This is a genomic window from Aliiglaciecola aliphaticivorans (genome assembly GCF_054782055.1).
In genome coordinates, this window is record NZ_BAAGTF010000019.1 from 170785 (window position 1) to 196368 (window position 25584).

A 25584-nucleotide genomic window follows, 5' to 3' on the forward strand; every position below is an offset into this window, starting at 1 on the left:
ATATTAGGTATTAAGCGCCATCTGAACTGTCTGTGACACAAGGAACGCTTATTTGTTCAACCTTTTCTTTATACCCGCTTAGCCCTGTGATTCGTTATTCCCAAAAAACACCTAACTTTCTTCGATTTAAGCCTATTTTCTTTAACTAAATTTTTATTATTTTTAGAGTATTTTTAAAAATCTTTATTTATCAACATGTTAGGTTTGATAAAAAATAGATAAAAAAACTAAAGATCTTCAAGTAGTGGTCGATAACATTAGTTGAGGGGAATTCTTTTTAAAGAATTTTATGTTGAGGGTTGGTAGAGGTGCCGATTCTCAATCAAAGAGAGGTGGCTTTCAAGATGTATTTCTTGGAAGTCAAAATTGAGGCGAATTACCTTATCAGTTAATAGGTAGTTCTCAGGAGGTAAATATGGGTTTATATGTAAACACCAATGTGTCGTCTTTGAATGCGCAGCGTCAGTTGTTTAATTCAGGACAGTCACTTAGCACATCATTTGAAAGATTGTCATCTGGCTTTCGTATTAACCGAGCAGCAGATGATGCGGCTGGTCTGCAAATCTCAGATCGTCTTACGACTCAAGTTCAAGGTCTAAACCAAGCAGTACGTAACGCTAACGATGCCATTTCATTAGCACAAACGGCTGAAGGCGCTTTGGGCGAAGTAACATCATCTTTGCAACGTATTCGTACCTTAGCGGTGCAATCGCAAAATGGTATCAATACTTCTGCTGATAGACTCGCGTTACAAAAAGAGGTTTCAGCGCTGAAAACTGAAATTTCACGTATCTCGACTGACTCACAGTTCGCCGGCGTAGATATTCTTAAAGGGACATTTTCAGCTGCGTTTCTAGTTGGCGCAAATGGCGGACAGACTATTTCAGTAAACTTGTCGCGCTCTGGTGGATACGGTTCTTCAGGTTTGAACATTGGGTCATTGTCAGTTGCCACTATCGCAGGTGCATCTGGCGCATTGACGTCAATTGACAATGCAATATCGACTGTGGGTGCAGTAAGAGCTGATTTGGGTGCGTTGCAAAACCGTTTCCAATCCACTATTCGTAACCTGAGTAACATTTCAGAAAACATTGCTGGTGCTCGTTCACGTATTCGTGACACCGACTTTGCTACTGAAACTGCCGAGCTAACCCGAAATCAAATTGTTCAACAGGCATCTTTATCTGTGCTTAGTCAAGCAAATCAGCGACCTCAATCGGCGTTGTCTTTGCTAGGATAATTTGATTAGCTTTTTAGGTTAGTCTATCAACGATAATGCCACTATACTTGTATGGTTAGTGGCAAATTGCTTTGAAGTGGAGGTGAAAGATGGATGTTAATTTTTCACAGTATGGCCAGAATTTTGCACAGCAAGACATAACACCGTCGGTTTCTGTAAACGTATCTGAACAAAATCAGCTCAGAAATGAAAAAAAGCAAGGTGCCGATTCTGGGCAAAATGGTCAAGAAAATCAGAGACAGGCCGATAAAACTGTATCAAACAATGAAAGCACAGAAAGTTCTGTAAACATTGAAAGTGCGGTTAGCGAAATAAGTGATTTTCTGCAGACTTCTAATCGTCAACTATCGTTTTCTGTTGATGAGAAGAGCGAACGACAAGTGGTTAAAGTGACAGACTCGGAGTCTGGGGAAGTGATAAGACAAATCCCCACTGAAGAAGTACTCGCTTTGTCTGAGAGAATCAAAGATCTCCAATCTGACGTAGGTAGCGCAGTGGGGGTATTGTTTAACAAACAAGCTTAATTTATTTAAAGAGGTTCGTCATGACAATCCAATCATTAGGTGTAGGCTCGGGGTTGGCGTTAGATGATTTAGTCACGCAATTAATTGCCGCCGAAAGAGAGCCAAAACAGGCTCGTTTGGACGAAAAAGAAGAGTCACTGGATTCTGAAATTTCTGCTATCGGCCAGTTGAAGTCTAAAATGAGTGACTTTCTCGACACCGTTGATGAATTGCGCAGTGATATCAATCTGCAAGGTCGCGAACCTTCTATCACGAATCCCGATGAAAGCGTCGAACCTTTTACTGCGGAAGCTGCCAATAGTGCTGTAAAAGGCGAATATCAAATTGCTGTTACCCAATTAGCTAGCGGCAGCCGCTTTGAAACAGAGAATGCTGTAGATGGCGGTTTTAGCGATTCAACTGATACGGTTTTATCCTCTGGAAGCGGCAGTCTAACGTTTAAAATTGATAGTACTGGCGATAGTTTTGATATTAACGTTTCTGCCGGTCAGACACTGCAGCAACTTGCTAATAAAATAAACAGTTCAGAAGATAATTTTGGTGTGAATGCAAGTATCATCGATACGGGTACAGCTGATGGTGGTGCTAAGCTTGTTTTAACTTCCACTACTACAGGTGATGGTAACGATTTAGTCATTGTAAATAATAATGACTTGGCTGACCTAAACCGAGTAGCAACCACAGATTCAACAGAAACGGCGTCTTATTTAGATCCTGTTCTGAGTGCCCAAAATGCACAAGCTACCATAGACGGTATTGCGGTTGAATCTAGCACCAACGAATTCGAAAATACGATTTCAAGCGTTTCCTTTGAGGCATCAACTGTCTCAACGAAAGATGCTCTGGGGGAATTTCAAACCTCTACGTTACAAATTGGCTATGATACCGAAGGTTTAGATAAAAAAATTAGAGACTTTGTCGATAACTTTAATGCCTTGGCAAGTGAGATTGATACACTTACCAAATATGGTACTTCTGAGTTAGAAGATGATGGAGCGTTAGCTGGTGATTTTATGGCCAGGAGTATTACCTCAGGGTTAAGCAGTATTGTTGGCTCAAATGTAAGCTCTTCTGCGCTAGGGGGACTGTTTGCAATTGGTGTTGAACTTAACTCTGAGGGCAAACTAGAAATCTCTTCATATGATGAATTTGGTTTAGGCAGTGGAGAGGATCGCCTTGCCGAAGCATTAGAAGATAACTTTGACGAGATAGCGGCTTTGTTTACTGATGAAGATGAAGGTATCGCTGCTCGCATGTATGAATATACAAAAGAGTATACAACCTTCAGTGGGTTATTGGCGACAAGGGAGCAATCAGCAAAAGATGAAAAAGATCAGTTGTCTGAAGAAAGAGAACAATTCGAACTTCGCATGTTAAGTTTTGAAGAAATATTGCGTGATAAATATTTAAACCTTGATCAAACGGTAACAAAACTAAATCAGACAGGTAATGCGCTAATGGCTTCTCTGGGTCAAGTATAAGGAGTAAAAACGATGGCATTAAAAGGCATCAATGCTTATAAAAAAGGCAACTTAAAGCAGGATGTAGCTTCTGCAGATCCCCATAAAATCACACTCATGTTGATGCAAGGCGCGTTAGATCGCATGGCCTATGGAAAAGGTTGCATAGAGCGCAGAGATTTCGAAGGTAAGTCGGATCACTTATCTCGTGTTTCAGCGATTTTGATGAACCTTAGAGACACCCTAGATTTAGATATTGGTAGTGAAGTGAGTCAGAACTTATTTAATTTATATGATTATATGATTCAGCGTATCACAGATGCCAATATTCAGAATGACTTGAACATCATGGATGAAGTGATTAACCTGATGTTACCTATTAAGAATGCGTGGGCGAGTATCCCTGAAGATGCAAAACAAGAAGCCTATGAAGCGCAACGACAAAAACGAACAGCGGTCGTGTGATTAAACTAACTCTGAGCCACCAATATACGCCAGAAAACTTGAAAGCTATTAATACACAAATCGAAACTGTGTTGGCGGCTGCAGAGTTAGATGACAAATTGCTTAAGCAACTTATCGAAACACGGGATGAAGTTGTGGTTGATCACCTAAAGTCCCTAGACCAAACCGCTGAAAAACTGTTTAGTGAGAGCGAGTTAGAAACTAATAAATCGCTGACAAAGGTCATAGACACACAGCTTAAAGAATCGTTGAAACAATTGAGCGGTTTAATCCGCGGCAAAAAAAGCGTCAATAAATACAAATAATCCCGTTCTTGGCAAAACTTCACTTCGCAGGCGTTTGGCAACTCGTTCTATATCAAAACCCTGTCCTTTACTTTATTTTACGTTTCTATGTTAGCGAATAGTTTGTTAGCTGTGGAAAATTCTGCTAAATAATAGAAGGAATAATAATTGCTTATCCATTTCATACAGAGTTGCTGTTTCAAAAATTTGACAGTGGGTGAGTGGCTTTCATTCCATTAGGCTAATATAAGTCTATAATTTTAAAACAAATTGCGAATGCACTTAAGCCAACATACAATTGCAGCGAAAACGCAGTTAACTTTCTTCGCGTTACAACAGTGTCAGGTAGACAAGATAAATGTTTGAAAATAAAAGCGTATTGATTACCGGTGGAACAGGGTCGTTTGGCAAACGTTTCGTTTCGCATTTGTTAAAGAATGAAAAACCTAAAAAAATTATCATTTATTCCCGCGATGAATTAAAGCAATACGAAATGCAGCAACAGTTTGATGCCCCTTGTATGCGCTATTTTATTGGTGATGTAAGAGATAAACATCGTCTTAAATCAGCGATGAAAGATGTTGATTATGTGATTCACGCAGCAGCTTTAAAACAGGTCCCTGCAGCTGAATATAATCCCAATGAATGTATTAAAACGAATATTAATGGTGCGCAAAATGTAATTGATGCGGCCATTGAAACCGATGTTCGACGGGTAATTGCATTATCAACAGATAAAGCAGCAAACCCAGTCAATTTATATGGTGCAACTAAGTTAGCTTCTGACAAACTTTTTGTCGCTGCAAATAATATTTCTGGCGCGTCGGGCCCAAGGTTTGCAGTGGTTCGCTACGGCAATGTTGTGGGCTCTAGGGGCTCAGTTGTCCCTTTTTACCGGAATTTATTAGCCGAGGGCAAAACCAAATTACCTGTCACCCATGAGGAAATGACCCGCTTCTGGATCACTTTAGACGAAGGCGTTCAGTTTGTTATTACTAACTTCCAACGGATGCAAGGTGGCGAAATATTTGTGCCTAAGATCCCGTCAATTCGCATACTAGATTTGGTTGAAGCCATGAGTGGCAGTCGAGATTACGACACTATCGGAATTCGCCCTGGAGAAAAACTACACGAAGTCATGGTGCCAGAAGAAATGGCCCACCATTCGTTAGAGTTTGATGATCATTATGTGATTACGCCAGCCATTAAGTTTTTTGATAAAACCGTTGATTATCGCCTAAATAAATTGGGTGAAAAAGGGCGAGCTGTGGAAGATAAATTCGAATATCATTCTGGTACAAATCCCCACTTTTTAACGGTTAAAGAACTCGAAGCCTTAGATAAATTAACGTTAGATTAAGGCGCAATTGTGAGCAAATCAGTTGATAATATTCCCTACGGAAAGCATTTCGTTGATGATGAAGATGTTGCTGCCGTGGTTGATGTCCTGCAAAATCGCTTTCTTACTCAAGGGAGCATCGTTCCCAAATTCGAAAAGGCCTTAGCCACCTATACAGGCGCAAACTATGCCACTGCTGTAAACAGTGCCACTTCTGGTTTACATGTGGCGTGTTTAGCATTGGGAGTTGCTAACGGCGATCGCGTTTGGACCTCACCTATTTCATTTGTGGCCAGCGCAAACAGTGCTTTATATTGCGGCGCAACCATTGATTTTATAGATATCGATACAGAAACCCGAAATATTAGTGTAGAAGCCCTTGAACGCAAGCTAGCAAACGCTGAAAGCGCGAATTTATTACCCAAAGCCATTGTTGTTGTGCATTTTTCCGGTGCCAGTTGTCAGATGCAAGAAATTGCTAAGTTATGCCGCAAGTACAAGGTGGGTATTATCGAAGATGCGGCCCACGGACTGGGAGGTAGTTATCAACAGAACAAAATAGGGAGCTGTGAATACGCCGATTTAGCCGTGTTGAGTTTTCACCCTGTGAAGTCGATTACAAGCGCCGAAGGAGGGGCTGTGTTGACCAACGATGAAACCTTATTCGAACGCAGCAAATTGTTCGCCAAACATGGTGTTACCCGAGATTTAGAGCAGATGGAAGGACCTTCTGAAGGGCCTTGGTACTATCAACAGGTAGCGCTGGGATATAATTATCGTCTAAGTGATCTTCATGCTGCCTTGGGCTTGTCTCAACTCAAAAAATTAGATGGCTTTATTAATAAACGTCAGATGTTGGCGCAACGTTATAACCAAATGTTGAAACACTTACCATTGACTTTACCGACCATGAACAATGCCGATAAAAGTGCTTGGCATGTTTACATTATCGAGCTTAATGAGCATAAAAGAGACGCTATTTATGCCGCTTTGGTTGAGCGAGGTATTGGTGTCAATGTGCATTATATTCCGATTCATCTGCAACCCTACTTTCAAAAGTTGGGGTTTTCCCGAGGGGATTTCCCTAATGCAGAAAATTATTATCAAAATGCGTTAACTTTACCTTTATTTCCCAGTATGACTGCCGATGAACAAGACAGAGTAGTACAAGCATTAAATGAGGTATTAGCTTGAATTTAGCTATCATTCCCGCCCGCGGTGGAAGTAAACGTATACCAGCAAAAAATATTCGTAATTTTGCGGGCAAACCCCTGATTGCCTATTCAATACAAGCCGCACAAGAATCGAACTTGTTTGATAAAATTTGGGTCTCAACGGACTCCCAAGAAGTGGCAGATATTGCGCGTAAATATGGTGCTGAAGTGCCTTTTTTACGGCCAGAAAACTTATCTAACGATGTGATAGGCACGCGGCCTGTGACCAATCATGGTATTGAATATTGCATCGATAAATTTGAAAAACCTGAGTTCTGTTGCTGTATTTATGCAACAGCTCCTTTTTTACAAGCTGAGTATTTGCAAAAAGGGTTAGCCTTGTTGCAGCAAGATGAAAGTAAATCCTTTTCTTTTTCTGTCACCAGTTTTGCTTTTCCGATTCAACGGGCAATCAGCGTTAAACAAGGCAATGTTGAGCCAATGTTTAAACAAGATATTTTTAAACGCTCTCAGGATTTAGAAGAGGCCTACCACGATGCAGGTCAGTTCTATTGGGGCAGAACTGATGATTATCTTTCTAAAAAAGGCATTTTTTCTCAACACAGTGTGCCCGTAATTCTCCCTCGTCATTTGGTCCAAGATATTGATACACCAGAAGATTGGCAGCGAGCAGAGTTAATGTATCAAGCCTATATCAAAGGAATCTAATATGAGTAAAATTTTGGTTATCCGTATGTTGGAAATGGGGGATGTTGCTAGCATAGCTGTGCCGACTGTTCGTCAGTTGCAACAGCAAAACCCGAACACTGAGATTTATTGTCTGACCCATGGTTTAGGGGCCGAAGTGCTGAAGTTAGCTACCCCCAGTGCAAAGCTCTTAACTTTGCCCAATCATTATTGGCCGGATAACATTTTGCAGTCATTGGAGGCATTTCTTGGTTTGGCAGAAACCATCATTGAAATTGGCTTCGAACAAATAATTAACCTCGATACAGCATTTATGCCCTGTGTACTTGCCCGCTTTCTAAAAGATGCCGGTGAGCCAGTGCAGGGCAATTATTTAAGTGTGCCGCTGCAACAGTTAATTGAACAGATACAAAATCAAAGTTTACAGCCTGAGTATGTAAACAATGCAGCTGAGTATATGCAAAGTTCATTTATGGGGATGAGCCGTTGGCATAGTCAATGGTGGATAAGTGATAATCTGCCTGACGGCGGCTATCCCGAATTTTATCTAACCCGCTGTTGTGGATTTAATAGCATGCCATTGGATTGGCATATTGATATTAAGCCGGCACAAAAGTACTTAGACGCAAACCAACGTATTATCTATTTGGCACTTAATGATGTGCAGCATCCATATCCCTATTTCCACGAGCTAAAAACAATACTGCAGAATAACGGCTATTTGGTCATTCAAGACAATGAGCAAGAAAGCTTAGGCCTGCGTTTACAAGGATTAAAATCCAGTGATCTTTTGGTCTGTCTGCCGAATGCGATGTTCTCTTTAGCCGCTTGTGTAGAAACCCCTACATTGTTAATTCCCGGGCAGTTGGACCCGCGAATTTTGATGCCTGATTATGCCACCGACCAGAGCGATGAATTTCCTCAGCCAAAAGATCTTGCACAAAGCATAACCTCCATATTTGAGGCGCAACAGAATGCGTGATATCGCCATTGGTGGGCGTTTAATTGGCCCATCTCATCGGCCTTTTATTATTGCTGAGCTAAGCGGAAACCATAGCCAGAATTTCGAACTGGCCATGGCGATGGTAGAAGCTGCGGCAAAAGCTGGTGCCCATGCCATCAAATTACAAACTTATACTGCCGATAGTATGACCCTCAATGTTGATTCAGCTGATTTTGTTATCCAAGAAAAAGACAGCTTATGGCATGGTGAGGCATTACATGGTCTATACGCAAAGGCATCTACACCCTACGAGTGGCACAGTTGTTTATTTGCACGCGCTAACGAACTCGGCATGCTGGCATTTAGTTCACCTTTTGATGAAGATGCGGTGGATTTTTTAGAAACCTTAGATGTTCCTTGTTATAAAATAGCCTCTTTTGAGCTCACTGACATTCCTTTGATCCGCAAAGCCGCTGCCACAGGCAAGCCATTAATTATGTCAACGGGTATGGCAACCTTAGCTGAAATCGAACAAGCTGTAGATTGTGCTAAAACAGCGGGTTGTGACGATATTATTCTCCTAAAGTGCACCAGTACTTATCCTGCGGAGCCGAGCAATACGAATTTATTGACCATCCCTCACTTACAAGCTGCATTTAATACGCAAGTGGGGTTATCTGATCATACTGCTGGTATCGGGGTTTCCGTTGCTGCAGTGGCCTTAGGTGCGACTGTGATTGAAAAACACTTTGTTCTAGATCGCAACGCGGGTGGCGTGGATGCAGCATTTTCTTTGGAGCCCAGCGAATTAAAATCCCTTGTAGAAGAGAGTGAACGTGGGTTTGAAGCCATGGGAAGTGTGACCTATGGTGGAAGTGTTGCTGAGGAAAAGTCAAAGCATTACCGCCGTTCTATTTTTGTAAGTTCCGATATACAAGCAGGACAAACCCTGACCCGTCAAAACTTACGTATAGTGCGTCCCGCTAGCGGCCTTGAACCAAAACATTGGGATTCTGTGCTAGGTAAAAAAGCCAAAAAAACACTTCCGCCTGGTACGGCTTTAACATGGGATTTATTTGAATGACCACTAAAACCACAGCCCATTAACGATTCTATGCAGCATATTTTATTCAGAGTAAATGCGGGTGTTACCTCAGGTTTAGGCCATTTAATGCGCTGTTTGGCTTTGGCTCAAGCTGCTTCTAAAAACCAATTTTCAGCTGTTTTTTTACTTAATTCGGAAGGCGCTAAACTCAGTCAAAACCGTCAGGATTGGATTGGACAAGTGCATGTGATGCCTGAGTTTAAAACAGATATCCAGGAAATAGAAAAGATAAGTGATTGTTGCATCAATCATAACATCGATGTCATCGTGATTGATGGGTATCATTTTTCTGCAGAATATCGTCAGCAACTTGCTTCGCTAAATTATCCTGTAGTGTGTTTCGATGATATGAATAATGCTGGAAACCTGTACGCTGACCTTATTATCAACGGTGCGTCAAGTGCAAATCAATTGGGTTATGCATTGAACCAACCGGATACGCAACTTTGTTTAGGGGATTCTTTCCGTGTGTTGCGTCAGGAGTTTTGTGATTTACAAAGCAAGCCAATAGAACAGCGTGAGTACCTAACCATAGTAATGGGGGGCAGTGACCCGGCAAATTTAATCATACCCTTATTTGTGAGTTTGGAACGGATGGGGTTTTCCGGAAAACTATTGATAATCAGTGGGGCCGCTTATCCTTTTCTCACACAACTAAAAAACCACCTTAATCATACTAAGCTAAAGGTAGAACATCTTCATGACTGCCAGCAGATAGCAAAATGGTTTTTACAAACGCGGTTGGCCATCTCTGCCGCTGGTGGCAGTCAATTTGAGTTACATGCTACTGCCACACCCAGTTGTTTATTAACTGTGGCAGATAATCAACTTGAAGCAACTAAGGCTGCAGTACTCCAAGGTTGGTGTATTACGGAAGATTTTAGCGCTATTGTAGGACACAATGAAACACAACAACGCGTCGCAAAGGTTGTACAGCGTGTTGTTTCCCTATGGTCTAATGAGGCCGCGTTGTTAAATATGCAAAGTAGAGCTTTAGCCAGCAGAGATAGCCGAGGTGCTCAGCGGGTGATTGAGCAAATACAAACTTTATGTATTGCCAACAAAAAGTAAAATTATGGAACAGAATCAGATACTAACAGGTTATCAAGTCAGTCTAAGAGAAGTGCAGGAAAAAGATCTTCCGCTTCTACGACAGTGGCGAAATGACACAGAAATTCGCCAGTTTATGGTTTCTCAAACAGAAATTACTGAAGAGCAGCAATCTGCTTGGTTTCGCAAAGTGAGTCGTGATCCTAGCCAACAACATTTTATGATTTCGTATAAAGATCAGGATATTGGTAGTGTTAATATTCAATCGAGAGAATTGGGTAAGCCTCTTTCCCAAGCAAAGATCATCGAGCCTGGTTTGTATATTGGTGAAGCAAAATACCGAAATAACATAATCGCCTTTTCTCCTACATTATTAATTAACGATTACTGTTTTGAATCCTTAAACTGCCAAAAATTAGTCGCTAAAGTAAAGTCAAATAATCAGGCTGCACTTAATTACAATCTAAAATTAGGTTATCAAATAGTCAAACCAGGTGATTTAATTGAAATTAGTTTGAATTTCGATGATTATCAACGGGATAGCAAAGCACTGAAAGCCTTACTTTCTCGCACTCCTAGGAAGCATAGAGAGTAATAAAGGAAACTTTAATGAATAACCAAGAACGAATAAAACAAGCCTTTTCCGACAGTTTAGCCATACCGCTGGAAAAGGTAAGTGATGATTTAGCTTACAACAGTATTCCAGAATGGGATTCCACTGCCCACATGATTTTAATTGCGGAGTTGGAAAACCAATTTAACGTAATGTTAGATACCGACGATATAATAGACATGAGTTCAGTGGCCAAGGCAAAAGAAATATTAGCTAAATATGAAATCGAGTTTGATGCTTAAGCAAAAAACACTGCTAATTACCGGGGCTAGCGGTGGAATCGGTCGGGCAACAGCAATTGAATGCGCTAAACAAGGCGCATTTGTGTATCTGGCTGGGCGTAATAAAGATCAGCTACAAGAGTTGTCGAGTCAGTTAGTTAACACTAAGGTGCTTACCTATGATGTCACTGATGAAAGCAGTGTGAAGCAAGGGTTTGCAAGCATAATGAAAGAGTCGGGACAATTGCATGGCTTAGTAAATTGTGCTGGCGTTATGCTGGATTCTGGGTTTATGCTGACTCGTTCTACTGATCTGCAAACGCAATTTGCGGTAAATAGTGTTTCTGCGTTTACTCACAGTCAATTAGCTATGCGACTGATGACCAAAAATCGCAGCGGTAGCATCGTCAATCTTTGTTCCATCGTCGGTGAAAACGGCAGTGCAGGGCAAGCAGCCTACGCCATGAGTAAATCTGCGTTGTCGGGTTTAACTAAATCATTGTCAAAAGAGTTGGGTTCTTTGGGGATCCGTGTGAACGGTGTAGCCCCAGGCTTTATAGATACCCCCATGACAGCCTCCTATGAAGGGCAAAAACGCCAAACCTTGATTGATGCTACATCGTTGCAACGGGCAGGGACTCCTGAAGATGTCGCTAAACTCATCGCGTTCTTGTTATCCGATAACGCATCATTTATTACCGGTCAGATTATCGGTATCGATGGTGGGTTGAGCCTCTAAACAATGTTTTATGACGCACTTTCCCAACATGCTAACAATATCGCTGCCATTGAAGGAGAGCAGCAACTTAGCTATGCGCAGCTTGAACAAGCTTGCAGACGTTTGGAAGGGGACCTCAGTCAACATTTAGGTCGCCGCAAAGGTGTGATTTTTATATTGGCGTTTAATGGCTTATCTACTTTGGTGGCTTATCTAAGTGTCGTGAGGCAAGGTCACTGTGGGATGCTACTTAGTCCAGATACTGATAATTCTGTTTTACGCAAATTGTATAAAGAGTTTGATCCAAGTGCGACCATAAGCTGTTCGGCACTGCAAAAAAGTACGATTCAATATCATCAAACAAGTAGCACTTTGCATGATTGCCAAGGGAGTTTATTGCTATCTACCTCAGGTTCAACGGGGACGGCTAAACAAGTTGCCTTGAGCGCGCATAATTTGCAGGCCAACGCCGAGGCTATTTGTGCGTATTTGCCCATAGAGAATACGGACAAGACGCTGTGTTCTTTGCCTTTTTTCTATTCTTATGGGCTCTCAATCATCAATTCCCATTTGCACAAAGGGGCTTGTTGTATTTTTTCGGATGCAAGTCCGGTGAGTCGTGACTACTGGCAGTTATTTGAGCAACACAAGATCAATAGTTTTGCCGGTGTACCTTTTACCTATGAGATGCTTCTCAGGTTGCGCTTTGATCGCAAATCATTACCTCATTTGCGCTACTTTACCCAAGCGGGTGGAAAACTGGCCTGTGACGCCATTAAAACATTAGGTCAATTTGCGAAACAGAATCGAAGCGAGTTTTTTGTGATGTACGGCCAAACCGAAGCAAGTCCAAGAATGGCTTTTTTAGATCCCAAACTGGTCACTCAAAAGCCTGAGTCAATTGGTCGTGCTATTCCTGGAGGACGATTTAAGTTAGTTGATGAGCAAAATCAAGTAATTGAGCAATCTAATAGGGTCGGCGAACTGTTTTACTCTGGTGCCAATGTGATGCTTGGTTATGTTAATAATCAGGCCGATTTAAATGGCTTACCCATCAATTCAAACCCATCTAAGGATAGATGGCTAGGGACAGGAGATTTGGCTTATTTTGACGACGATGGTGATTATTTTATCACCGGGCGTAAATCGCGTTTTGTTAAATTATTTGGTTTGCGAATTGACTTAGATGAAGTTGAGGTGAGTTTGCAAGAGCTGAATATTGCCGGATTAGCCACAGGTAACGATAGTTGTCTGGTAGTGGCAATTGTGTCTGAGAAGCATCAGCAACCTAATGTGGATGTCAAAAAATGGCTAAGCCAACGTTTTGATTTACATCCAAGGATGATCAAAGTGACTTATTACGATGTTTTGCCGTTAACTGAAAATGGCAAAAAAGATTATCAAGGCGTACTTAATTCGGTATTGGCTGAATCACTATGATTAATGATAGTAACCCAATACTAGTAAAATACCTGAGTTTATTCGAAGAGCTGCTAGCGTCGGATGTTTATGCCCTTGAACAAAGCCAAAAAGAAGCCTTATTGCTGCCGGTATTAAACCAGTTACATCAACTTCATCAGCAACATTGCCAAGCGTATCAGAACATTGTTGATCACCACGCAGGCGATGCAAAGAAAATCGATGAATTACCTTATTTAGCTGTGCGCTTGTTTAAACAGTTGAACCTAAAAAGTATCTCTGACGAAAATGTGTTCAAGGTACTGCAATCTTCAGGAACAACCTCTCAAACACCGGCAACCATCTATTTAGACAAGGCCACCAGTGCCAGGCAAAGTAAGGTTTTGGTTAAAATTTTACAGCAAACTATAGGCCGACAGCGTTTGCCAATGTTGATTATCGACTCTCCCGATATTCTTAAAAAACCAGAATTCAGTGCCAGAGCTGCGGGTATTCAAGGCTTAGCCTTTTTTGGTCGAGACCATACCTATGCCCTGGATGAAAATATGCAGCCTAATTGGCCTGTTATTGAAGCATTTTGCCAAAAGTACGCTGAACAGCCCGTGTTGATTTTTGGTTTTACTTTCATGGTCTGGTTGTATTTTATAAAAGCATTACAAAATAACGGCAAGACAATATCCTTACCAAATGGCATTTTGATTCACAGTGGCGGATGGAAAAAACTAATTGAACAACAGGTTGATAACGTCACTTTCAAGCAGGCGTTGATGGCAACAACTGGCATTTCAAAATGCTTTAATTTTTATGGCATGGCGGAGCAAGTAGGGTCGGTGTTTGTAGAGTGTTCACAGGGCCATTTACATGCGCCCATATTTGCCGATGTGGTGATTCGTGATCCGTTTACATTGAAGGAGTCAGCCATGGGCGAAACAGGTTTAGTGCAAGTTTTATCAGCCTTGCCAAGCAGCTATCCTGGACACAGCTTACTTACTGAAGATTTAGGTGTTTTAAAAGGTGTGGACGATTGTCTGTGCGGCGCCAAAGGCAAGTATTTTGCAATCAAAGCTCGACTCCCTAAGACCGAAGTGCGCGGTTGTAGTGATACACACTCAGAGGCATCATCATGAGCTCGTTGACTATCTTAGCGCCAGAGGGAGGTGATTTGAATATGATCAATCACCGCGCTGAAGGGGTTACGTGTTTTGATCCTGAAGTGTTGAATTTTATTGAGGCTTTGTCTACTGCATTGTTAAAAGATAGCGAAGCCAAATCTTTTCCAGAATTAGTGGCTTTGGGGTTCTGGTTACGGAAATCTAACCTGAAAAAATTACATGAATTTGCTCCTACCGGGATTGTTAAACCCCTAGGATGGGTTTTGCATTTCACCCCTGCAAATGTGGACACTATGTTTATCTACAGCTGGATATGTTCCTTGCTAATGGGGAATCACAATGTCGTTCGAGTGGCAACCAAAAGCACCGAATTAAGAGGGTGCTTATTGGGTATCATAAACCGGCTTTTTGCGCAGCCAGCCTTCGTTCGATTAGGGCAGTATAACCTGTTTATACATTACGATAAGCAGTCAGAGTATTCGAAAATACTCAGCAGTAAAGCGGATGCGCGTGTTATCTGGGGTGGAGACGAAAGTGTTAATGCTATTCGGCAATTACCTTGTCAGCCCCGTTGTCGCGATATTAGTTTTGCTGATAGGTATTCTGCTGCTGTGATCAACGGTGACCAATTAACCAGAGAGAATGTACCTAAATTAGCGCAACTCTTATGGCAGGATACTCAGCCTCATGGGCAGTTGGCGTGTTCATCACCGAGGTTGATTTATTGGTTAGGCGATAGGGCTTTGCAACTTGCGTTATTTCAACAAGTAAATTGTCTGGCCACGCAAAACGAACAAACGATTAATAGTTTAAATGATCACCTGGTTACGAGTCAGTTGCTAAAAAGTACCGGGGAAGCTGCTGAGCCCATCATTCAAAGCGCCGTGGGAGTGATTCCTGTCAGCTGTTTTGATGAGCATTGGCTAGATTGGCATCTCGGTGGTGGTTACTTTTTACTGATGCAAATAGACACCTTGGAAGACATAGCAGCAACAAGCAATGCTAAACTACAAACCTTGAGCTACTGGGGGCTAGAGCAACAAAGCTTAGTCAAGTTTGCTCAGCAACCGTCGATACAGGGAATAGATAGAATTGTGCCTGTGGGCCAGGCATTAGATTTTTCTCCGGTTTGGGATGGGTATAACCTGTTTGATCAACTTTCACGATTAAATGTGATCGGTTAGTGAGATAAGTGCAGAAATAGAGGCAAATATTTTGAAGCAAAAAGTGATTATATTTGGAGCGGGAAATGCCGGTATGGCTGCTAAGAATAATCTGCACTCTGATTACCAAATTATCGCCTTTTGTGACAACGACCCACAAAAGAGCGGCCTAGAGATCGATGGCATCCCAATTGTTTCGGTGAAAGAACTACATAATCTCAATTATGATGTAATTATGATTGCCAGTGAATATTTTGAACAAATAGAAACACAGTTAAAACAACAAGAAAATATTGCCGAGAAAAAAATTAAAGTATTGCATGCAACTGCAATGAAACGCTTCCACTTTGGTGATAGTGACCTGACAAAACAGGTATGTGAAGAGGTATTATTGGCTTTGTGTGATGCATTAACGGAAAGTGGCATAAAGTATTATGTGGACGCTGGTACCTTATTAGGTATTTATCGAGATGATGCTTTTATCCCTTGGGACGATGATTTTGATATTGCCGTTTTAAGGGATGACATTGAAAAAATAAGAAGCAATCAAGGTACACTGTTGACGGCCTTAGAACGAGTGTCTAATCAGCCATGGAAAATTACCGAGTATTACGCAGAACAAGCTTTCGGTCTAGTAAAGGCTGGTGATACGCGGAGTTTTAAGTTAGAGCCAACAGATGCTAACTGTCAGCTTCCTTTAATTGATTTATTTGTAAAGTATGTAGACCAGCATGTAATGGATTATGTTATTGCATCTCGAGGGTTTTCCATGCCAAGTCGTCACATGCTTCAACTCGCTTCTTTTACATTTCGTGATAAATCTATATTTATACCCAGTGATGTAGAAGGGTATTTAAGTCGCCACTACGGTGATTGGCAAACCCCTAAATCTGATTGGACCTTGGATGATATTCAGTCATCAACATTATATGACGAGAAAACCTTGTGAAAACGATTCTAACTTATGGCACCTTTGATTTACTTCATGTTGGTCATGTTAATTTATTGGAACGTCTAAGTGCGTTGGGAGACAAACTCATTGTAGGTGTGTCTACCGACGAGTTTAATCTTTTAAAGGGTAAACAGTGCATTTACGGTTACGCTGAACGGGCAAAGATTGTCGGCGCTTTAGGTTGTGTTGATTTAGTCATACCCGAACACAATTGGGAGCAAAAAAGCGAGGATATTAAAGAGTACAATATTGATGTCTTTGGAATAGGCGCAGATTGGCAAGGAAAATTTGATGAGCTTCAGACGTTGTGTGAGGTCATTTATTTGCCACGTACTCCTAGTATTTCAACAACAAGTTTAAAAAAAGCACTGTCACAAATAGATAGTGAAGCAATCCAAAAAATCAAACAAGGTTTGGATGGTGTGCTGGATATTGTAAAAGCATTGGAATAGGTGATTTTATAATGATTGTTGTTTTGCAAGATGTTGGACGAAGAGAAAGAGTCAAAAAGCAGTTATGGAAATAATATGTCACCACAAATAGAGCTGCTTGGCCTCAAACCTGGACAGTCCGTTTATATTACCCCATTTACACCAATGTCTGAAAAGCTTAAGCGCTACCTTGAGCAAGACTCCAGTATCAATTTTTTAGGTTTTGTGGATAAAAGCAAGCAGGGGAAAGATATCATCTCTCCTGATGATTTAGCTCAGAAAAAGTTCGATAAAGTACTTATTATTTCCCCTAATTATGGCCTAGAAATAAACAAAGCTTTGAAACAAATTGGCCTTGCCAATTCAAAACGACAGTTGGTGATTTACAATGAGGGTTTCCGACAAATATCTAACTTCAAACTCTGGTGGCAAAAAAACAAAAGTAATGCTTTGCCAGGAATCCATTTAGTATTACAGCGACATTTTAAAAAATACATGCAACGTGATAACAACGTACTATTTTTAGGGCAGGGGTTCATTGACCTTAACATCAAACAGCTCTACTTGTACTTTGAAAATCAGCAAAGAATTAATGCGGTAATAGCCACCGACAATAAAAATCAAATCGCGTTGTTAAAACCTCTTGGTTTCAAGATAATCGACATTAACTCATGGTTATTCATTTTTTACAGCCTAAGATCTAAACTGATGGTGTTAGATCATAACCCCATCACCCAAGATTTACGCTACGCAATTAATGACGCGAAAACCATTCAAATATGGCATGGTATTCCTCTTAAAAAAATTGGTCATCTGGCTAATTACAAAGCCGTAAAATATGATTTAGTTATATCAACTTCAGATTTTGTGACAGATTACGCCTTTTCAGAAATTTTTGATTATAAAAGAATTATTAACTCTGGGTATCCCAGAAACGATGTACTATTTGAACAAGGCGATAATAAAAAAAGTTTAGCGCTGGTTGATCAAGATATATATGCTTGGGCGAAAACTTCAAATAATAAACTGATTGTTTATACCCCAACATGGCGTGGGGACTCTTTTGATAACAACCCCATCAATCTAGACAAGTTAAATAAGTTTGCTAAGCAACATGATTTACGTATTGTATTGAAGATGCACCCTTTCATTCGTCCAGAATCATTTTTTGACTCAATGGAAAATGATGATTATCAGTTTACACCGGACTATCAACACAATATTGTTTTTTATCCCAGTACCAGTGATATTTATCCGCTGTTAGCCATGTCATCGTTATTAATTACAGATTATTCATCAATCTATTTTGATTATCTGCTTTTGGATAAGCCCATCGTATTTTTTATTTATGACAAATTGGAATACGTAAAGCGCCACGGCGACTTCATGCTCGATTTCGAGAAAAGCACCCCCGGCCTAAAACCTGAGGATTTACCAAGTTTATTTGCCAGTATTTTAAGTTCATTAGACAAGGATGACTTTGAAAGCAAAAGACAAGAGCTAAAGGAAAAGCTGTATGAAACTAACAATATCGGAAAAAGCTCTGCAGTGATTTTTGATGAAGCTATGAATTTATTGGAGTGTCGATGAACAGTGTCGATTTATTAAATATTCCGAGTGTTTTGTTTTTAGATAGGCCTTTTGCTAGCGGCTTGGTGCACCTGTGGCTGAGGGAGTATTTTTTTTCAATAGGATTTAATATTCTTGATGATGAAATCCCCCCTTGGAAAAAAAACACCAAATTGACAGATTGTGACAAAGTGGAAAATGACTACCTTAGCGAGTTAGATTGGGATGAAATGGCTCGGCACACAATTGCTCGTTTGAATGGTCGATACAGCAACAAAGTTGAAACTCCACAACAAAAAATAGAACTTATTAACCAATTTAAACTTTACGCCAGTAAAATGGAGAATGCATTTACGACTAAAAACGTAAAAGTAGCGATTATATTTGGTAACTATAGAATCGAAACAAAGCTAGCCGCTTATTTTAGTGAAAAATATCAAGCTCAATTAATCTGCATTGAAAGTTTCTTTTTACAGAATTACTTTTATTTGGAAGCAAATAGTACACAAATAGCCAATCATCATGGGTTTGTTCAAAAGTGGCCTTTTATACGTAACCTAAAAGTGACGTCTGAACAACTTGAAATTCTTGAACGACTCATGCGAGACAGAGAATGTCATGGACTTTTAAATGGCTATATTTCGATGCCTGCAGCTAGTCAGGAATTGCCAGAGCAGTTACTTGTAGTTGCTGAACGCAAACGTAAAAATAAAGGTAAAATTGGGTTGTTACTGGGACAAATGCCCCATGATGCCGTGATTGTTAATGACCTCACAGCTTTTCCAACCCAAATTGAGTTTCTTAGCTTTATCATCACAGAGTTCCTTTCTCAGTGTACAGCTGATGATACGATTGTTTGTCGACTACATCCGCTAGAAGCTAGATACGGTGATGACACAGTGAAGCACCTTCACCAACAATTTGGTAATCACCCTCAAGTAATATTGTTCAGTGGGGATGATTGTAACACCTACCAACTGATGGAATTGGTCGACTTTGGTGTTGTCGCGAATAGTCAGAGTGGACTGGAAATGATCTATCGTGATAAACCACTCTTAGTGTGCGGTAATCCTTATTATTCTGTCGAGATGTTTTGCTTGCAAGCAACAGACAGAGAAACCATTCAAGTCCAATTAACTCGTTTATTGGCAGGGTGGCATCCATCTGAAAAAAAACTACAGGTTGCTAAACATTATTTATGTGGCTTAATTTTCCATCATTTATGTCCAAGGAATAAAACTGAAATATGGAACCGATTAAACAATATATCGGCGATTCAAATTTTACGGACCGAAGATACTTTGAATGTAACAAAACAGCACAAGCAACTGGGTATGTCATTGATGCCAAATGCCAAAGTTGGTCGAATAAAACTGAAACCTCCAACTGATATTAATATGGAGCATAAAGTACTAGTGATAGGTTCTGGAACTTTCAGTTATCATTTCGCCGAGTTCTCTGAGTATAACCTGACCTTCAGTTCTGATCTGCCCGCCGATTGCGAGCAAACCATTGGGGTGAGTAATGTTCATTTGTTAGATGAACAATTAGTGATTGAACACCACATAATTGTGTTTTGCTGGCCACTAAATAAATGTCGAATTTGGTTGAGTAACGGTGCTACAACTTCTCTCGTAAATAAGACTCTGTATTATATCGAAAAAATACAGCAAGAAAATCAATGTGAGTATCAATTTAAACCTATAAATAGCTCAGGTGTTGTAACCGAATAGACGGAAGCTCAAAGCTTTAAACTAATTAAAGAACTATTCTATTAAGCCGATATTTAGGGGTTAGAGATCTATAGTTACTCTAACGTTGTAGTTAAATGTGAGGAATGGATATTGACCAGGGTATTGTTAAACCGCAAGCAAAATGAAATTATATTGACGGATGAAGTGGGATCCATTTCTATGCCTAGTCCATGGCTAATCACAGCAAAAAAAAATTCTGTCAGTCATATTTCTGCAGAAAACATCCTGCAATTTTTGACTTCAATGGAAGCTGATTACACATTATTAAAATGGTTTGCTACCTTAGAGGTAGGAGGCGAATTAATCATTCATGTACCAAACGCTGATTTCTATGCACGTATGTGGTTAGATGCGAGTTGGTCAGAGGAAACCTTAAGAGATACTCAATCTGATGCTCGACAATCTTTTTCTCATTTATGGGGTGCACAACAAACCGGCAACCCTCGCGATGAAAATTATGATGAGCAACACCAGGATGTTTTTAAATCGGCATATAATAAAAAACGTTTAAACTTCCTATTAGAGCGTGCTGGGTTTATTGTCTCAGACATCAAAGAAACTGATGATGGTCAGTTGATCGCTAGTGCCATAAAATCTATGGATAAAGGTGAACGGCAAATAGCTACCGATTATAAAAATATTCGAGCAGATCATAAAAACCGTTATCAATTTGCTTGTGATCAATTAGCAAAACGACAACCGTCCCAAATACTTGATTTGGCTTGTGGTATTGGCTATGGCACCTTGATGCTAGCAAAAGCCACAGATGCCAAAGTAACCGGTGTTGATATTGAAAAAAATGCCATTGAATACGCCAATCTGTATTACCAAAATGACAATACTAATTTTATCTGTGAGGATGCAAAAAAATGTGATTTTCAAATAGCATCCTTTGATGCCGTCGTTTCTTTTGAAACTATCGAACATGTATCTTTTGATAGGGAATTATTAGCTATATTTTATCGGTCACTCAAAAAGGGCGGTACGCTAATTTGTTCTACTCCAAATCAAGATGTTATGCCTTTCGATTCAGACAAATTTAGATTCCATGAAAAGCACTATACAAATGAAGAGCTAGTTGAGTTATTGGCCGGGGCTGGATTCGTAAAAATAGAACTTTTTGCACAACATGATCCTGTTGCCGGGAAGGTCGTAGCTGGAACAGATGGGCATTTCACAATAGCTACGGCGGTTAAACCTTAATATGGAAAATTCAAATAAAGAAATGGCTATCAATTTATACGTTGGTTGTGGTCCAGATATAAGAGAAGGTTTTGTGCATTGTGATTTAAGACCTTTGCCACATGTCGATTGTGTTTGTAAAGCTTGGGAGGTGTCAAAACACTTCTCCAAGGTTGAGCATATATATTCTAGACATATGCTTGAACATTTAACTCAAGCTGAGGCTATGTTAACACTTCAAGATTGGTTTTCGGCACTTGCCCCAGGCGGAAGTGTGAGAATAATAGTGCCAAATATGGATTTTCACTGTCAACAATGGCTGAATGCAAAATGGAATGAAGAGACTTATTCTGAAAAACGGTCTGATGCGCGATACAGTGAAGGCGGTTTTTGGGGATGGCAAGCAGAATGTGATCCTCGAAAAGAAGACTATAACACTAGTTACTGGGATGTTCATAAGTCGGGATATAACCAACGTAAAATGCAATTTATTATGTCTAAAGTTGGATTTTCACAAGTTCAATGTGAAATTAAAGGTGATGTTCATCTAGTCACGAATGCAACAAAGACAGCCTAACGCATGCAGTATAAAGTGTCGGTAATTATCCCCGTATTTAATTCTGAGTTATATATTCGCAGATGTTTTGAGTCGCTTCATAAACAAACACTGAAAGAGATCGAAATCATTTTCGTTGATGATGGTTCTACCGACAGTAGTGCTGAGATACTTAAAAACTTAGCCGAACTAGATACTCGAGTGAAGCTCATTACTCAAACAAATAAAGGCACGGGTGCCGCGAGAAATGCTGGAATACGTTTAGCAAAAGGTGAATATATCGCTTTTATGGATAGTGATGATTCTGCTGATACGGAAATGCTTAATTTCCTTTTTCAAAAAGCTATGTTTGACAAAGATATTGTGGTTTGTGGGCACCAAGAAATTAAACCCAATAAGACTGTTAAAAAACATTTATTTTCGCCTGATTATAATGCAAGGGATTATTTTTCAGATATTGTCGCTTTAGTTAAACCCTCCGCAGTTTGGGCAAAGATTTATCATCGTGATTTATTTCTCAATAGTGAGTGTTTCTTCTCTGAAACCATCAGAAATAATGAAGACAATGCGAGCTTATTGAAGCTACTTTATTTTGCTAACTCCGTTAATTTTGTATTTAACTCTTTGTATCAATGGTTTCGTTTAGAAGGGTCAAAAAGTCAGACTATAAATCCAATTAGAATCTCAGAAACCATAGATGTAATGAACGTGAGAAAAGGGTTTTTGCTGGATAAGGGAATATTTGAAACATATAAGCTTCCATTCTTACGAAGTATAATACGCACGATTAAAGTGAGGTTTAACAATATTGATAAATTTACCGTAGGGAGTGAACGCGAAGATCTTTTACGTCATTTTTATCAAGCACTTTGCCAACCTCAATTATTGTCTGAACAAACTCTACAGTATTTTAAATTGGCTATCCCATCAGAGTATTGGAATCTCATTTACAAAGCATTAGATGATTCAATAATTGTTGGAAGAACTGCATTTATCTCACTTTTTCCCAAAAATGATATTGCCTTAGCGAAGGCGAATTATGGGGCTGGAAAAGATCCTAAATTGGTCGCATTGGTTAAGAATATTAAAAAAAGTGGAATACGAAACTTATATATTTATGGTACCGGGGATACTTGGCTAAGGCTGAAAGCATGCCTACCAAAATCATTTATCATTAAAGGGTTTATTGATAAAAAGTTTGCAAAAAATGCTACAAAGAAAAAAGACGAATTTACCCTTGAGGAAGCTTTTTCTGTAATGAAAGAACCAAGCGTTATCGTTATAGCAAGTATATCTCAAGTCGAGCAGATCACTGATCAAATTTTGTTGGCTGCGAAGCGTTTGCATCGAACGCCTCACGTTATTCGTTTTTTTGAATCCGAACCATGTTTGGAGGAACGTGACAATGGATAGTAAAACCTTTTTGCAGCAAAAGCTTGTAGAGGACAGTATCGAATATTTTGGTTATGACAATATTGCAGTGACCAAAGAGCTTGCTAGAATCTGGCACGATGATTCTAAGAATTTAAATGGTCGATGGAAAGAGATTGAGAACTTTGATGATCATAAGGGTAAAATCCTTGATATGGCATGTGGAGTCGGTACATTTCTGTTTTATGGGTTGAAAAAAGGTTATGACATATACGGAATTGAACCTGAAAAATGGAAGCTATCCTATATGGATATGAAAATGAAAGAGCTCAATTATCCCGACTATTATAGAGATAGAATTATTGAGGGAGTCGGCGAAAATATCCCGTTTGAAGATAACAGTTTTGACTATATCACTACCTACCAAACCTTAGAGCATGTGCAGAATGTAGAAAAAACCTTAAATGAACTGATCAGAGTATTAAAAGTTGGTGGTAAATTAAAAATTCAGGCCCCCGACTATAATAGTTTTTATGAGCCTCATTATGCTGTTCCATTTCTGCCTAGAATGAATAAAAAACTAGCTAAGTTATATTTGAAATTTTTGAATAAGCCAGCTAAAGGTTTAGATACGCTAAACTGGATAACAAGTCATAGTTTGAAGGAATATCTGGATAACTTCCCTAATCTCAAAATAGTTGATTTAGAAGAGCTATACTTTGAGCGTTATAGAAATAAAAGGTTTAAAAGCTCATTTCTTCCTAAATTTCTTTCAGATTTGGTGGCAAAAGTTAGCTTTTATAAATCTGTTTTCTTACTAAAAAAGGAAAAACAGATTAGGTTAGTAATATGGAAAGAATCTTAATTTAATAAGCGAATAAAATTATTGCTCTGCGTTAAAACCTATAAGTCGAATGGCTCCATACCCATTTTAAAGCTTTTTATAATAAGGTCGATAAAAGTAAACCAGAGACGCGGTAATATAGCGTTATGAAACGTTCAAATTAGGTGGTAATCAATGATTCCGTTTAATAAACCAGCAAGAACAGGGCATGAAGATTCTTTTGTAATAGATGCTATGAATAGCTCTGCTATGTCCGGAAACAACAAATATACCCAACTATGTGAAAAATGGTTTGAAGAAAAACTAGACTGTAAAAGAGCTATGTTGGTCACTTCCTGTACACATGCATTGGAAATGGCCGCAATACTTCTCAATATTAAAGACGGTGATGAGGTAATTGTACCTTCATACACGTTTGTTAGTTCAGCTAATGCGTTCGTGCTACGTGGTGCAAAAATTGTTTTTGCTGAGATTGATCCCTTAACATTAAATATGGATGTTAGTCTCTTAGAAAGCCTTATCACTTCTAAAACAAAAGCAATCGTCCCAGTGCACTACGCTGGTGTTAGTTGTGATATGCATAAGCTTATGGAAATCGCCAATAAATATAATATCAAAGTGGTTGAAGATGCTGCTCAATGTATTGGTAGCAAATACAAAGAAAATCCAGTTGGCGTGCATGGGCATATTGCTACCTTCAGTTTTCACGAAACTAAGAATATTACGGCAGGTGGTGAAGGGGGAATGCTAGTTATCAATGATCCTGATTTAGTCGACCGAGCTGAAATATTAAGAGAAAAAGGAACGAATAGGCGCCAATTTTCTGAAGGCAAAGTAGACAAATATACTTGGGTAGATATTGGTAGTAGTTATTTATTAGGTGAATTGAGCGCAGCGTATTTGTATTCTCAGTTAGTAAACTTAAAGCAAATTCATGAAGGTCGGATGAAAAGTTGGAACAAATATTTTGAAATTTTGTCTGAAACTGAAGCTTTGGGTTATATACAATTGCCATCGATACCTGAAGCGTGCGAGCATAATGGACATATTTTTCACGTGCGGGTTAAGGATGTTCAATGTCGTAAAAGCCTGATCGATTACTTCAATACAAAAGGAATTGTAAGTGTTTTTCATTATGTTCCATTGCACAGTTCTCCTATGGGGATGAAAATAGGAGAGTGCCGTACCTCTATGAAAAACACGATAACTGAATCGCAACGCTTACTTCGCTTGCCTCTTTATTTTGGATTAAAAAATCAGGAAATTGAATACATTAGTCAAAATCTCAGTCAGTATTTCCAAATGTCTAACAGTAGTGTTCAGACCGTGATTGCCTAATGGAAAAGTGACGTAATAAACTGAATATAATGATTATTATATTCGAACCAAAGTAGTTTATATTTCATA

At 39.6% G+C, this 25584-nt stretch carries 26 protein-coding genes; all 26 read left to right on the forward strand.

Annotated elements, in window-relative coordinates; all coding sequences use genetic code 11:
* Nucleotides 1–415 precede the first annotated feature (415 nt).
* The 26 genes from ACYVIL_RS11085 to rffA all read left to right on the forward strand — a co-directional run bounded on the left by ACYVIL_RS11085 (nt 416) and on the right by rffA (nt 25515).
* Nucleotides 416–1240, forward strand: coding sequence for a flagellin N-terminal helical domain-containing protein (locus ACYVIL_RS11085; RefSeq protein ID WP_303470271.1), 825 nt, complete (start codon nt 416–418; stop codon nt 1238–1240).
* Nucleotides 1241–1329: 89 nt separating this feature from the next.
* Nucleotides 1330–1764 carry a flagellar protein FlaG gene (locus ACYVIL_RS11090; RefSeq protein ID WP_303470268.1) on the forward strand — a complete coding sequence of 145 codons (435 nt, stop codon included), beginning with the start codon at nt 1330–1332 and terminating at the stop codon, nt 1762–1764.
* A gap of 20 nt (nt 1765–1784) precedes the next feature.
* The gene (fliD, locus tag ACYVIL_RS11095; RefSeq protein ID WP_460312478.1) at nt 1785–3245 is read left to right on the forward strand and encodes a flagellar filament capping protein FliD; all 1461 of its coding nucleotides are present in this window, start codon (nt 1785–1787) and stop codon (nt 3243–3245) included.
* A 12-nt stretch (nt 3246–3257) separates the two neighbouring features.
* Nucleotides 3258–3689: a flagellar export chaperone FliS gene (gene fliS / locus ACYVIL_RS11100; RefSeq protein ID WP_303470261.1), complete on the forward strand. Its 432-nt coding sequence runs from the start codon at nt 3258–3260 to the stop codon at nt 3687–3689.
* Nucleotides 3686–3994: a hypothetical protein gene (locus ACYVIL_RS11105; protein WP_303470259.1), complete on the forward strand. Its 309-nt coding sequence runs from the start codon at nt 3686–3688 to the stop codon at nt 3992–3994. Before fliS ends, ACYVIL_RS11105 begins: the two co-directional genes overlap by 4 nt.
* A gap of 337 nt (nt 3995–4331) precedes the next feature.
* Complete coding sequence (pseB, locus tag ACYVIL_RS11110; protein ID WP_303470256.1) at nt 4332–5333, forward strand: UDP-N-acetylglucosamine 4,6-dehydratase (inverting); 1002 nt, start codon at nt 4332–4334, stop codon at nt 5331–5333.
* Nucleotides 5334–5342: 9 nt separating this feature from the next.
* Nucleotides 5343–6506: a UDP-4-amino-4,6-dideoxy-N-acetyl-beta-L-altrosamine transaminase gene (gene pseC / locus ACYVIL_RS11115; RefSeq protein WP_303470255.1), complete on the forward strand. Its 1164-nt coding sequence runs from the start codon at nt 5343–5345 to the stop codon at nt 6504–6506.
* Nucleotides 6503–7195, forward strand: a complete 693-nt coding sequence (gene pseF / locus ACYVIL_RS11120; protein ID WP_303470253.1) for a pseudaminic acid cytidylyltransferase — start codon at nt 6503–6505, stop codon at nt 7193–7195. Before pseC ends, pseF begins: the two co-directional genes overlap by 4 nt.
* Nucleotide 7196: 1 nt before the next feature.
* Nucleotides 7197–8156 carry a glycosyltransferase family 9 protein gene (locus ACYVIL_RS11125; RefSeq protein WP_460312479.1) on the forward strand — a complete coding sequence of 320 codons (960 nt, stop codon included), beginning with the start codon at nt 7197–7199 and terminating at the stop codon, nt 8154–8156.
* Complete coding sequence (gene pseI, locus ACYVIL_RS11130) at nt 8149–9201, forward strand: pseudaminic acid synthase (protein WP_460312480.1); 1053 nt, start codon at nt 8149–8151, stop codon at nt 9199–9201. The genes ACYVIL_RS11125 and pseI overlap by 8 nt, the downstream gene beginning before the upstream one ends.
* A gap of 30 nt (nt 9202–9231) precedes the next feature.
* Nucleotides 9232–10293, forward strand: coding sequence for a UDP-2,4-diacetamido-2,4,6-trideoxy-beta-L-altropyranose hydrolase (gene pseG, locus ACYVIL_RS11135; RefSeq protein ID WP_460312481.1), 1062 nt, complete (start codon nt 9232–9234; stop codon nt 10291–10293).
* A gap of 4 nt (nt 10294–10297) precedes the next feature.
* The gene (locus ACYVIL_RS11140) at nt 10298–10867 is read left to right on the forward strand and encodes a GNAT family N-acetyltransferase (protein ID WP_460312482.1); all 570 of its coding nucleotides are present in this window, start codon (nt 10298–10300) and stop codon (nt 10865–10867) included.
* A 14-nt stretch (nt 10868–10881) separates the two neighbouring features.
* A complete protein-coding gene (locus ACYVIL_RS11145; RefSeq protein WP_460312483.1) occupies nt 10882–11127 on the forward strand; it encodes an acyl carrier protein in 246 nt (81 codons plus the stop codon).
* The gene (locus ACYVIL_RS11150; RefSeq protein ID WP_460312484.1) at nt 11120–11845 is read left to right on the forward strand and encodes an SDR family NAD(P)-dependent oxidoreductase; all 726 of its coding nucleotides are present in this window, start codon (nt 11120–11122) and stop codon (nt 11843–11845) included. The genes ACYVIL_RS11145 and ACYVIL_RS11150 overlap by 8 nt, the downstream gene beginning before the upstream one ends.
* Nucleotides 11846–11848: 3 nt before the next feature.
* Nucleotides 11849–13264, forward strand: a complete 1416-nt coding sequence (locus ACYVIL_RS11155) for an AMP-binding protein (protein WP_460312485.1) — start codon at nt 11849–11851, stop codon at nt 13262–13264.
* Nucleotides 13261–14370 (forward strand): LuxE/PaaK family acyltransferase, encoded by a 1110-nt coding sequence (locus ACYVIL_RS11160; protein WP_460312486.1) that lies wholly within the window; start codon nt 13261–13263, stop codon nt 14368–14370. Before ACYVIL_RS11155 ends, ACYVIL_RS11160 begins: the two co-directional genes overlap by 4 nt.
* Nucleotides 14367–15539: an acyl-CoA reductase gene (locus ACYVIL_RS11165; RefSeq protein ID WP_460312487.1), complete on the forward strand. Its 1173-nt coding sequence runs from the start codon at nt 14367–14369 to the stop codon at nt 15537–15539. The genes ACYVIL_RS11160 and ACYVIL_RS11165 overlap by 4 nt, the downstream gene beginning before the upstream one ends.
* Nucleotides 15540–15570: 31 nt before the next feature.
* A complete protein-coding gene (locus tag ACYVIL_RS11170) occupies nt 15571–16467 on the forward strand; it encodes a LicD family protein (protein WP_303470233.1) in 897 nt (298 codons plus the stop codon).
* On the forward strand, nt 16464–16922 hold the full coding sequence (locus tag ACYVIL_RS11175; RefSeq protein ID WP_303470231.1) for an adenylyltransferase/cytidyltransferase family protein: 459 nt from the start codon (nt 16464–16466) through the stop codon (nt 16920–16922). Before ACYVIL_RS11170 ends, ACYVIL_RS11175 begins: the two co-directional genes overlap by 4 nt.
* 75 nt (nt 16923–16997) lie before the next feature.
* On the forward strand, nt 16998–18491 hold the full coding sequence (locus tag ACYVIL_RS11180; RefSeq protein WP_460312488.1) for a CDP-glycerol glycerophosphotransferase family protein: 1494 nt from the start codon (nt 16998–17000) through the stop codon (nt 18489–18491).
* A complete protein-coding gene (locus ACYVIL_RS11185; RefSeq protein WP_460312489.1) occupies nt 18488–20203 on the forward strand; it encodes a capsular polysaccharide export protein, LipB/KpsS family in 1716 nt (571 codons plus the stop codon). The genes ACYVIL_RS11180 and ACYVIL_RS11185 overlap by 4 nt, the downstream gene beginning before the upstream one ends.
* A gap of 153 nt (nt 20204–20356) precedes the next feature.
* Entirely contained in the window at nt 20357–21427 is a 1071-nt protein-coding gene (locus ACYVIL_RS11190) for a class I SAM-dependent methyltransferase (protein WP_460312490.1), read from the forward strand.
* A gap of 1 nt (nt 21428) precedes the next feature.
* Nucleotides 21429–21983 carry a class I SAM-dependent methyltransferase gene (locus ACYVIL_RS11195; RefSeq protein WP_460312491.1) on the forward strand — a complete coding sequence of 185 codons (555 nt, stop codon included), beginning with the start codon at nt 21429–21431 and terminating at the stop codon, nt 21981–21983.
* Between the two features lie 3 nt (nt 21984–21986).
* A complete protein-coding gene (locus ACYVIL_RS11200; protein ID WP_460312492.1) occupies nt 21987–23375 on the forward strand; it encodes a glycosyltransferase family 2 protein in 1389 nt (462 codons plus the stop codon).
* On the forward strand, nt 23368–24198 hold the full coding sequence (locus ACYVIL_RS11205; protein ID WP_303470219.1) for a class I SAM-dependent methyltransferase: 831 nt from the start codon (nt 23368–23370) through the stop codon (nt 24196–24198). The genes ACYVIL_RS11200 and ACYVIL_RS11205 overlap by 8 nt, the downstream gene beginning before the upstream one ends.
* 153 nt (nt 24199–24351) lie before the next feature.
* A complete protein-coding gene (gene rffA, locus ACYVIL_RS11210) occupies nt 24352–25515 on the forward strand; it encodes a dTDP-4-amino-4,6-dideoxygalactose transaminase (protein WP_303470217.1) in 1164 nt (387 codons plus the stop codon).
* The last annotated feature ends 69 nt before the right edge of the window (nt 25516–25584 follow it).

Excerpts from the sequence above, each read along its gene's own strand:
- ACYVIL_RS11145 (WP_460312483.1), top strand. The coding sequence starts at position 10,882 with ATGAATAACCAAGAACGAATAAAACAAGCCTTTTCCGACAGTTTAGCC.
- ACYVIL_RS11155 (WP_460312485.1), top strand. The coding sequence starts at position 11,849 with ATGTTTTATGACGCACTTTCCCAACATGCTAACAATATCGCTGCCATT.
- fliD (WP_460312478.1), top strand. The coding sequence starts at position 1,785 with ATGACAATCCAATCATTAGGTGTAGGCTCGGGGTTGGCGTTAGATGAT.
- ACYVIL_RS11140 (WP_460312482.1), top strand. The coding sequence starts at position 10,298 with ATGGAACAGAATCAGATACTAACAGGTTATCAAGTCAGTCTAAGAGAA.
- ACYVIL_RS11150 (WP_460312484.1), top strand. The coding sequence starts at position 11,120 with ATGCTTAAGCAAAAAACACTGCTAATTACCGGGGCTAGCGGTGGAATC.
- pseI (WP_460312480.1), top strand. The coding sequence starts at position 8,149 with ATGCGTGATATCGCCATTGGTGGGCGTTTAATTGGCCCATCTCATCGG.
- pseB (WP_303470256.1), top strand. The coding sequence starts at position 4,332 with ATGTTTGAAAATAAAAGCGTATTGATTACCGGTGGAACAGGGTCGTTT.
- ACYVIL_RS11200 (WP_460312492.1), top strand. The coding sequence starts at position 21,987 with ATGCAGTATAAAGTGTCGGTAATTATCCCCGTATTTAATTCTGAGTTA.
- ACYVIL_RS11090 (WP_303470268.1), top strand. The coding sequence starts at position 1,330 with ATGGATGTTAATTTTTCACAGTATGGCCAGAATTTTGCACAGCAAGAC.
- ACYVIL_RS11185 (WP_460312489.1), top strand. The coding sequence starts at position 18,488 with ATGAACAGTGTCGATTTATTAAATATTCCGAGTGTTTTGTTTTTAGAT.
- ACYVIL_RS11165 (WP_460312487.1), top strand. The coding sequence starts at position 14,367 with ATGAGCTCGTTGACTATCTTAGCGCCAGAGGGAGGTGATTTGAATATG.
- ACYVIL_RS11085 (WP_303470271.1), top strand. The coding sequence starts at position 416 with ATGGGTTTATATGTAAACACCAATGTGTCGTCTTTGAATGCGCAGCGT.
- ACYVIL_RS11205 (WP_303470219.1), top strand. The coding sequence starts at position 23,368 with ATGGATAGTAAAACCTTTTTGCAGCAAAAGCTTGTAGAGGACAGTATC.
- ACYVIL_RS11125 (WP_460312479.1), top strand. The coding sequence starts at position 7,197 with ATGAGTAAAATTTTGGTTATCCGTATGTTGGAAATGGGGGATGTTGCT.
- rffA (WP_303470217.1), top strand. The coding sequence starts at position 24,352 with ATGATTCCGTTTAATAAACCAGCAAGAACAGGGCATGAAGATTCTTTT.
- fliS (WP_303470261.1), top strand. The coding sequence starts at position 3,258 with ATGGCATTAAAAGGCATCAATGCTTATAAAAAAGGCAACTTAAAGCAG.
- ACYVIL_RS11180 (WP_460312488.1), top strand. The coding sequence starts at position 16,998 with ATGTCACCACAAATAGAGCTGCTTGGCCTCAAACCTGGACAGTCCGTT.
- pseG (WP_460312481.1), top strand. The coding sequence starts at position 9,232 with ATGCAGCATATTTTATTCAGAGTAAATGCGGGTGTTACCTCAGGTTTA.
- ACYVIL_RS11195 (WP_460312491.1), top strand. The coding sequence starts at position 21,429 with ATGGAAAATTCAAATAAAGAAATGGCTATCAATTTATACGTTGGTTGT.
- ACYVIL_RS11160 (WP_460312486.1), top strand. The coding sequence starts at position 13,261 with ATGATTAATGATAGTAACCCAATACTAGTAAAATACCTGAGTTTATTC.